7 protein-coding genes are annotated in these 8,624 nt (G+C 68.5%); 6 read left to right on the top strand and 1 reads right to left on the bottom strand.

Annotated features, from left to right (window positions below):
• Positions 1-205 (bottom strand): leucine zipper domain-containing protein (locus tag ABZE72_RS13780; protein ID WP_372729605.1); only part of this gene is annotated, 205 nt, incomplete at its 3' end.
• 219 nt (positions 206-424) lie between these two features.
• Between ABZE72_RS13780 and ABZE72_RS13775 the strand changes: the two genes are divergently transcribed.
• From ABZE72_RS13775 to ABZE72_RS13750, 6 genes are all read left to right on the top strand, one after another.
• Positions 425-1,144, top strand: coding sequence for a helix-turn-helix domain-containing protein (locus ABZE72_RS13775; protein WP_372729604.1), 720 nt, complete (start codon positions 425-427; stop codon positions 1,142-1,144).
• Positions 1,141-1,863: a hypothetical protein gene (locus tag ABZE72_RS13770; protein ID WP_372729603.1), complete on the top strand. Its 723-nt coding sequence runs from the start codon at positions 1,141-1,143 to the stop codon at positions 1,861-1,863. The genes ABZE72_RS13775 and ABZE72_RS13770 overlap by 4 nt, the downstream gene beginning before the upstream one ends.
• On the top strand, positions 1,817-2,839 hold the full coding sequence (locus ABZE72_RS13765) for an ERCC4 domain-containing protein (RefSeq protein ID WP_372729602.1): 1,023 nt from the start codon (positions 1,817-1,819) through the stop codon (positions 2,837-2,839). Before ABZE72_RS13770 ends, ABZE72_RS13765 begins: the two co-directional genes overlap by 47 nt.
• A 349-nt stretch (positions 2,840-3,188) precedes the next feature.
• Entirely contained in the window at positions 3,189-3,875 is a 687-nt protein-coding gene (locus ABZE72_RS13760; RefSeq protein ID WP_372729601.1) for a hypothetical protein, read from the top strand.
• Between the two features lie 193 nt (positions 3,876-4,068).
• The gene (locus ABZE72_RS13755; RefSeq protein ID WP_372729600.1) at positions 4,069-6,888 is read left to right on the top strand and encodes an aconitate hydratase; all 2,820 of its coding nucleotides are present in this window, start codon (positions 4,069-4,071) and stop codon (positions 6,886-6,888) included.
• Positions 6,889-7,136: 248 nt separating this feature from the next.
• Positions 7,137-8,624: diguanylate cyclase domain-containing protein (locus ABZE72_RS13750; protein WP_372729599.1), on the top strand; the 1,488-nt coding region annotated here is incomplete at its 3' end.

Here is an 8,624-nt window from a genome sequence, read left to right as displayed (position 1 = left end):
GGTGGGGGCAGTGGTGTGGGCGTGAGGACCGGTCGACCAGTCCGGCCTCGCCCTGAGCGCGGAACCGCGCAACCCAGCGGTGGGCGCACTGACGTGAGATACCGAGTTCTTTGGCGACATGAGCGACGGGACGACCGTGGTCGATGACCCGCTCGATGAGCAGACGACGACCATGCAGATTCAAACGAGCGTTAGCGTGGGCCACGAGGACCTCCTGGGCGAGCGGTGACTTAGACATCTCCACTAAGCCGGGAGGTTCTCCTCGTTCACAAGGCCCAGACCGTCACCAACGTCCCTGCCGAGGACATCTAGGCGCTCCGGAGCGACGGACTGGGACGGGCTCCAGCGCATCCAACTGGCTTGATGACCACGCGTGTCATTGGCGCGGTTTCACAATCCTTTAAACTCTTCTAGGATTGTGCACATGGCCTCAGTCAGCGTCGCCCAGGCCGCAGAGCGGCTGGGCGTCAGCGTGCCCCGGATCCACCAGCGTATCGCCGACGGTTCGCTGTCGGCCGAGCGGATCGGAGCACAGTGGGTGGTCGACGAGCGATCCCTCCTCCGCATCCAAGAGCGCAGCAAGGCGGGCCGCCCCCTTTCGGCCCGGTCTGCCTGGGCCGTCATCGCGCTGGCGGAGAACGATCGTGACCGGTTGCGCCCGAGTGGGCCGGCAGCGTCGGCGCGGGCCCGGTTGCAGTTGGACCGTCTGCTCGACCCTGCCGTGGCGCCGCCGGCCAAAGAGGAAGTCGTCAGCGATTTGGCGGTGTCGCTTCGGTCGGTCTTCCGGAACCGGGCCCAGCGTCGACTGTTCCGCGGAGCGCCCGCTGATCTTGATGATCTCAGGGCTGACGAGCGCTGGAAGATGATCGTCGACCTCGGGGCGAGTGGCATCGCCTCGGCCGGCGTCGAGGGATACCTCGGCGAAGCCGACGTGGACGCAGTACTGAAGGACTACCTCTTGGTGGAGGCCGACCGTGACGCGAACGTCGTCCTCCATGTCATCTCCGACGGGCAGTACCCATTCCCGGAATCACGGCTTCGGCTTGCGGCCGATCTCGCCGAGCATCGCGGGCCACGCGAGGGGGCCCGGGCGGCTGAACTGCTGCACGAGCTCGCCTTGGAGTGGAACGCGGCCGAGCGATGATCGTGCTGCCAGCGATGCCGCCCGAGCAGACCGCATCGTGGATGGGGCTCCTCGATCTCCATGAGCGGCTCGCCAAGGGCTGGACGCTGATCGGCGGCCAGCTCGTCCACTTGCACTGCGCTGAGCGAGGGCAGTTCCCGGTGCGACCGACGAACGACGCCGACACAGTGATCGACGTACGGGCCGACCCCACGATGCTCGCCACCTTTACCCAGACGCTGACCGACCTCGGGTTCAGACCAGCAGGCATCTCGGCCGAGGGACTCCAGCACCGCTGGATCCGGGGCGAGGCCTCGATCGACGTACTTCTTCCGGACGGGATCGGTGAACGCGCCAGTCTCCGCCAGGGAGTCACCGGAAGCCCGACACTCCCGACCGCAGGTGGGACTCAGGCTTTGCAGCGCAGTGAGACTGTTCGGGTGTCGGCCGCGGGTCGCGAGGGATCCGTACGTCGACCCAACCTCGTCGGTGCACTGGTCGGCAAGGCGGCAGCGCTCAGCAACACGGGCGACCCCGGCCTCGGTCGACACCGTCGCGACTTCGTCATCCTCGCCGGCCTGCTGACTGCCCGCGACTTCAGGAACGATGAGCTGACGAAGAAGGACCGCCAACGGCTGCGCGCGATGGTCGCCGCGGTCAAGAAGGACCGGGCGCTCGTGCTTGAGGTGCCGGATGCCGAGAACTCACTCGCCCGGCTCGTCACAGCGGGAGAGTTGTAGCCATGCCGGAGGACTTCGTCATCGCGCGCAACACCGAACCCGGATCGACGCTCCCGTACCTGCTCCGGGTCCCGCTGGGGAACGGGATCATCCTCAAGGCGAAGGACACCTGGCCGCGCACCGGCAAGGTCTACTGCCACCGGGTCGAGGAGTGGCCGGTCGACGCCGAGATCATCGAGCGGGTGGCAGTGCGGTCCTGCGTACGACGAGGAGCCGCGATCGACCTCGTGCTCGACCGCGGGCGGGAGAACCGCTCCCAGATCATCATCACCAATGCCCGCGGGCGGCAGATGATCTTCTGGCAGACCGCCCGCACGTCCAAGCAAGCGCGCCCCGCGGTTGCCCTTCCGGGCGCCCGCGCCAGTGGAGTTGCGGCCTGGAGATCGCGGTCGACGTCCGCGAGCGCTACCCGTTCACCTTCGCCGACCGGCAGACGACGACCCGCCGCCAGCCACTCAAGGCCGGCGATTACGGCCTCATCGTCGACGGGATGTTGCAGGCGTCGGTGGAGCGCAAGTCCATGGCCGACCTCGTCTCCTCGCTGACGACGGGCAAGCTGAAGTTCCAGCTCACCGAGCTCTCCGCGATCCCGCGCGCCGCGGTGGTCGTCGAGGAGCGCTATTCCCAGGTCTTCAAGCTCGACCACGTTCGGCCGAGTGTCGTGGCCGACGGGATCGCCGAGTGCCAGATCCGGTTCCCGACCGTGCTGATCGTCTTCTGCGAGACCCGCAAGCTCGCCCAGGAGTGGACCTATCGGTTCCTGGCCGCTGCTCGGGTCGGGCTCTCCGAGGAGATGGTCGGTGACCTTGCCGTACGCGGCCTTGAATCGGCGCCTGCGCTCGCGCCAGCGCCGCCCGCGCCTTCCGACGTACGTCGCTGGGCGTCCGCGCACGACATCGTCGTCTCCGACCGCGGCCGGGTCCCCGTGGCGGTGATGGATCAGTACCTCGAAGCCCGCGCTCGCGGCGAGATCTGACACTGCGGTCGTCTGCGACAGCCGTTGCCCGCTGGCACGAGGGCTCGGAATGGGCTCGCTTTGATTCGCAAACGTCCCCAGCGGTGTGCCGGCGCCCTCAGACCTCTCGTGTGGCATCGCTGCAGGTCAGTGGGCACTTTGGTCCATGGAGTGCAGTCAGTCGCACAGGATCGCACTCACGCTCGGGCCCATCGACGTGTTCCCGATGACGCACCATGTCGAGTGCGTCGCGCTGCTGGAGCGCGTCTGACCTACCGGGGTTGGTCCCAACGGGCCATGTGAATGACCATGGCCTCCGGGTACAGGGTGGGCCACGGTGGAAGAACCCCGACACCAGGAGGCATTCCACATGCGACCCCTGCAGCACTCCAGTTACGCCAACGTGGCATCCACCCTCGCCCTCGTGCTGGTCCTCGGCGGTGGCGGCGCGGCCGTTGCCGCCGGGCTCGCCAAGAACTCGGTGGGCAGCCCACAGATCAAGAACGGCCAGGTCAAGCGGGCGGATCTCGGGAAAAACTCCGTCACGGGCGCCAAGGTGGCCAACGGCAAGCTCACCGGCGCGGACATGAAGGACGGCTCACTGACCGCGGCCGACATCGACCTCAGCAGCCTTCCAGCGGCGAGCGTGCACGCCTCGGCGACCTCGAGCGGAACGTTGACCTCCACCCAGGCCGAGATCTCGAGCGTCTCGTTCACCGCGCCCACGGACGGATTCGTAATGGTCTCCGCACGTGCTGTCCTCAACGCTGGCGAGACGGGAACCTACGTCTTCGGCCACATCAGGGAGGATGGTGACAGCCTCGACAACCTGTACTGGGATGCGGGGGACACGGACGGCTTCTACGACCAGGCGCAGTCGATGTTCGTCGTCGCTCCTGTCGAGGCCGGAGCTCACACCTACACGCTCGAGCTCGACGAGCGATCGGTGTCGACCACGTTCTCGGCCTACACCGAGGCGCAGATCGCCGTGCAGTTCTTCCCGGCCGGGAGCCTCCCGGTGGCTCCGCGGCCAGCCCCGGCAGCCGACGCCAACTGAACCCGACGCCAGGTCGGCACGCTCTTCCGGCCCGGTGCGTCGCCATACCGCTCGATGTCGTGTATCTTGACGTCAAGACAGTTCGCCTCGGCCCGGCTCGTGAGGGAACCCTTACTTCCCCCGCGGGCCGCGCCAGCGGCAAGATGTGCCCCGAGCCAACAACCAGCGACGTCACCGGTGACGTGAAGGAGAGATGACTGTGCCCAGTCAGGACAGCTTCGGTGCCAAGAGCACCCTGGACGTGGACGGCAAGTCCTACGAGATCTTCCGCCTCAGCGCGGTCACCGGCGAGGGGCTCGACACCGACTCGCTGCCGTTCAGCCTGAAGGTGCTGCTGGAGAACCTCCTGCGCACCGAGGACGGCGCGGACATCACCGCCGACGACATCCGGGCGATCGCCGGCTGGGATGCGGACGCCGAGCCGAGCAAGGAGATCCAGTTCACGCCGGCGCGCGTGATCATGCAGGACTTCACCGGCGTCCCGTGCGTCGTCGACCTCGCCACCATGCGTGAGGCGATGGCGGACCTCGGCGGCGACCCGTCGAAGATCAACCCGCTCGCCCCGGCCGAGATGGTCATCGACCACTCCGTGATCGCCGACGTCTTCGGCACCCCGGAGGCCTTCGAGCGCAACGTCGAGATCGAGTACGAGCGCAACCGCGAGCGCTACCAGTTCCTGCGCTGGGGCCAGGGTGCCTTCGACGACTTCAAGGTCGTCCCGCCCGGCACCGGCATCGTGCACCAGGTCAACATCGAGCACCTCGCCCGCGTCGCGTTCACGCGCGAGGTGGACGGCGTCCTCCAGGCCTACCCCGACACCTGCGTCGGCACCGACTCGCACACCACCATGGTCAACGGCATCGGCGTCGTCGGCTGGGGCGTCGGCGGCATCGAGGCCGAGGCGGCCATGCTCGGCCAGCCCGTCTCCATGCTCATCCCGCGCGTGGTCGGCTTCAAGCTCAACGGCGACCTGCCCGAGGGTGCGACCGCCACCGACCTGGTGCTGACGATCACCGAGATGCTGCGCAAGCACGGCGTCGTCGGCAAGTTCGTCGAGTTCTACGGCCCCGGTGTCTCGGTGCTCCCGCTCGCGAACCGCGCCACCATCGGCAACATGAGCCCGGAGTTCGGCTCGACGATCGCGGTCTTCCCGATCGACGACCAGACCATCGACTACCTGCGCCTGACCGGCCGCCCCGAGGAGCAGCTCGCCCTCGTCGAGGCCTACGCCAAGGAGCAGGGCCTGTGGCACGACCCGTCGGCCGAGCCCCGCTTCTCCGAGAAGCTCGAGCTCGACCTGGCCACGGTCGTCCCGTCGCTCGCCGGCCCCAAGCGCCCCCAGGACCGGGTCTCGCTCTCCGAGGCCAAGGAGTCCTTCCGCGGTGCGCTGGCCGACTACACCGACACCGGTGACACCGACAACCAGGAGACCAGCGGTCTCGACGAGGCCCTGGAGGAGTCCTTCCCGGCCTCCGACGCCCCGGCGAACGGTCACGGCGAGGCGGCTCCGCGGGACTACGTCTCCGCCGCCCCGGCCGACGGTGGCCGCCCGAGCAACCCGGCCCTGGTCGAGCTCGCGGACGGCACCGCGTTCGAGATCGACCACGGCGCCGTCGCCATCGCGGCGATCACCTCGTGCACCAACACCTCCAACCCGTCGGTGATGATCGGCGCGGCCCTGCTGGCCAAGAAGGCCGTCGAGAAGGGGCTGTCCACCAAGCCGTGGGTCAAGACCACGCTCGCGCCCGGCTCCAAGGTGGTCTCGGACTACTACGAGAAGGCCGGCCTCACGCCGTACCTGGACAAGCTCGGCTTCAACCTGGTCGGCTACGGCTGCACCACCTGCATCGGCAACTCCGGCCCGCTCATCCCCGAGGTCAGCGCCGCCGTCAACCAGAACGACCTCGCGGTCGTGTCGGTGCTCTCGGGCAACCGGAACTTCGAAGGCCGGATCAACCCGGACGTGAAGATGAACTACCTCGCCTCCCCGCCGCTGGTCGTCGCCTACGCGCTGGCCGGTTCAATGGACGTCGACCTGTTCCAGGACCCGCTGGGTCAGGACACCGACGGCAACGACGTCTTCATGAAGGACATCTGGCCCACCGCCAAGGAGGTCGAGGACGTGATCGCGACCGCGATCACCTCCGACATGTTCGACGACGGCTACTCCGACGTCTTCGCCGGCGACGAGCAGTGGCGTTCGCTGCCCACGCCCGAGGGCAAGACCTTCGCCTGGGACCCGGAGTCGACCTACGTCCGCAAGCCCCCGTACTTCGACGGGATGCCCGACGAGCCGGCACCGGTCACCGACATCGAGGGTGCCCGAGTGCTGCTGAAGCTGGGTGACTCGGTCACCACCGACCACATCTCCCCGGCCGGTGCGATCAAGAAGGACTCGCCCGCGGGCAAGTACCTGGCCGAGCACGGCGTGCAGAACCGGGACTTCAACTCCTACGGCTCGCGCCGGGGCAACCACGAGGTCATGATCCGCGGCACGTTCGCGAACATCCGGCTGCGCAACCAGCTGGCTCCCGGCACCGAGGGTGGGTTCACCCGCGACCTGGCCGGCAACGGCGAGGTGACCACGGTCTTCGAGGCCTCCGAGAAGTACCTCGCTGCCGGGACGCCGCTCGTCGTCCTCTCCGGCAAGGAGTACGGCTCCGGGTCGTCGCGCGACTGGGCGGCCAAGGGTACGGCGCTGCTCGGGGTGAAGGCGGTGATCGCCGAGTCCTACGAGCGGATCCACCGATCCAACCTGATCGGGATGGGTGTCCTGCCGCTGCAGTACCCGGAGGGTCAGACCGCCGAGTCGCTCGGCCTCACCGGCGAAGAGACCTTCTCGATCACCGGTGTCACGGCGCTCAACGACGGCACCACGCCGAAGACCGTCACGGTGAAGGCCGACGACGTGGAGTTCGACGCGGTCGTCCGGATCGACACCCCCGGCGAGGCCAACTACTACCGCAACGGCGGCATCATGCAGTACGTCCTGCGGAACCTGCGCAAGGGCTGACCTCCCCGGAGGCCACCAGCACGTTCGGGCGAACGTCCCGCGGTTCTCCGCGGAGCGTTCGCCCGAACTGCTTTCCCGACGGCCTCGCCGTTCGCCCGTCGCGTCGCCCCTGTGCGGGCTACCCTGATCACGACTGCCAGCCACTGGCGGGTCGGGAGCGGGGCGCCGACCACGGATGAGGGAACGAGTCAACGTTGTACGACGCTGCTGTGTCGCTGCCGGAGGGGACCCCTGGGGTACTCCTCCTCGTGGAGGACGACGACGACCAGGCATTCCTGCTGCGCCGACAGATGCGCGACCAGCTGGCCGGCGGCCTGGACATGGTGCGGGTGGGCTCCCTGCGCGAGGCCCTTGTCGAGCTCGGGAACCGCTCCGTGCGCTGCGTGATGCTCGACCTCTCGCTGCCCGACGCGTCGGGGATGGAGGCACTCACGGCCATCCGCGCGGCCAGTCCGGATGTCGCTGTGGTGGTGCTCACCGGGACCGACAACGACGACGTCGGCCGTCAGGCGCTGGCGCTGGGGGCGCAGGACTACCTGGTCAAGGGCCAGCACGGACCGGACGTGGTCAGGCGCTCGGTCGTCTTCTCGCTCGAGCGGGCCAAGCGCCAGGCGGCGGAGCAGGAGCGGGCCGATGTCGCCCACCGACTCGAGCTGGTGCTGGAGACCTCGGCCGAAGGTATCTGCACGATCGACGGGGACGGTGCCATCAGCTTCCTGAACCGGACGGCCATGGAGCTGTTCGGGGTGGCCGACGACCAGCTGGTCGGTACGCCGCTGCACGACTTCCACGTCTGCTCCGAGGATCCCTGCCCGCTCGAGCGGCAGCTGATGACCCGACAGGTCCTGGACGCCGGTGAGCAGGCCTTCCGCTCGCCGCGCGGGCTGATCACGCTGGAGGTGCGCTCGCGCCCGGTGCACGAGAGCGGCACCGGCATCGGAGGCGTCGTCTGTCTCAGCGACGTCACCGATCGGCGCCGGGCCCTCGACGCGCTCGCGGAGCGAGAGGCCCAGCTCGTGGAGGCCCAGCAGCTCGCCCACCTGGGCAGCTGGGAGTGGGTGCCGGGCGCCGACGAGATGGTCTGGTCGGACCAGATGTACCGGATCACCGGCCTGGACGCCGAGGACGTGCGCGGCGGACGCCGAGCGATCGCCTCCTACCTGGCGCTGGTGCCCGAGGAGGAGCGCGACGAAGTCGGGCAGCTCTTCGACGGGTGGACCACGGACAGGGCCCCGGTCGAAGTGGTGCACCAGCTGTGCCGCCCCGACCACGTGACACGGTGGATGCTCTGCCGGGCCAACGTCCGCCAGACCGGCGGTCCGCGGGGTCAGGGGTCCGCCCTGCGGGTGGTGGGGTCGGTCCAGGACATCACCGAGCAGAAGCTGTCCGAGGACACCCTCGCCTACCAGGCGATGCACGACGGCCTCACCGGCCTGCCGAACCGGGCGCTCCTGCGCGACCGGCTCGAACGGATGCTGGGGGAGCGGCAGCGGGACATGGTGGCGCTCGTGTACATGGACATCGACGACTTCAAGTGGGTCAACGACAACCTGTCCCACGCCGCCGGCGACGAGCTGTTGGTCGGCGTGGCCGAGCGGTTGGGCAACTTGATCCGACCCACCGACACGCTGGCGCGCAACAGCGGCGACGAGTTCATCATGGTCTGCGACCGCCTGCCCGACGTCGACACCGTCACCCACGTGGTCGACCGGCTGCAGGAGTCCTTGGCCGAGCCC

Origin of the sequence: Nocardioides sp., assembly GCF_041600255.1 — a bacterium.
Taxonomy (GTDB): domain Bacteria; phylum Actinomycetota; class Actinomycetes; order Propionibacteriales; family Nocardioidaceae; genus Nocardioides.
The sequence above is the reverse complement of the archived record's forward strand: the minus strand, read 5'-3'. Positions and strand labels throughout refer to the sequence as shown.

Coding starts and splice junctions, on each gene's coding strand:
- ABZE72_RS13755 (WP_372729600.1), top strand. CDS start 4,069: ATGACTGTGCCCAGTCAGGACAGCTTCGGTGCCAAGAGCACCCTGGAC.
- ABZE72_RS13775 (WP_372729604.1), top strand. CDS start 425: ATGGCCTCAGTCAGCGTCGCCCAGGCCGCAGAGCGGCTGGGCGTCAGC.
- ABZE72_RS13770 (WP_372729603.1), top strand. CDS start 1,141: ATGATCGTGCTGCCAGCGATGCCGCCCGAGCAGACCGCATCGTGGATG.
- ABZE72_RS13760 (WP_372729601.1), top strand. CDS start 3,189: ATGCGACCCCTGCAGCACTCCAGTTACGCCAACGTGGCATCCACCCTC.
- ABZE72_RS13765 (WP_372729602.1), top strand. CDS start 1,817: ATGCCGAGAACTCACTCGCCCGGCTCGTCACAGCGGGAGAGTTGTAGC.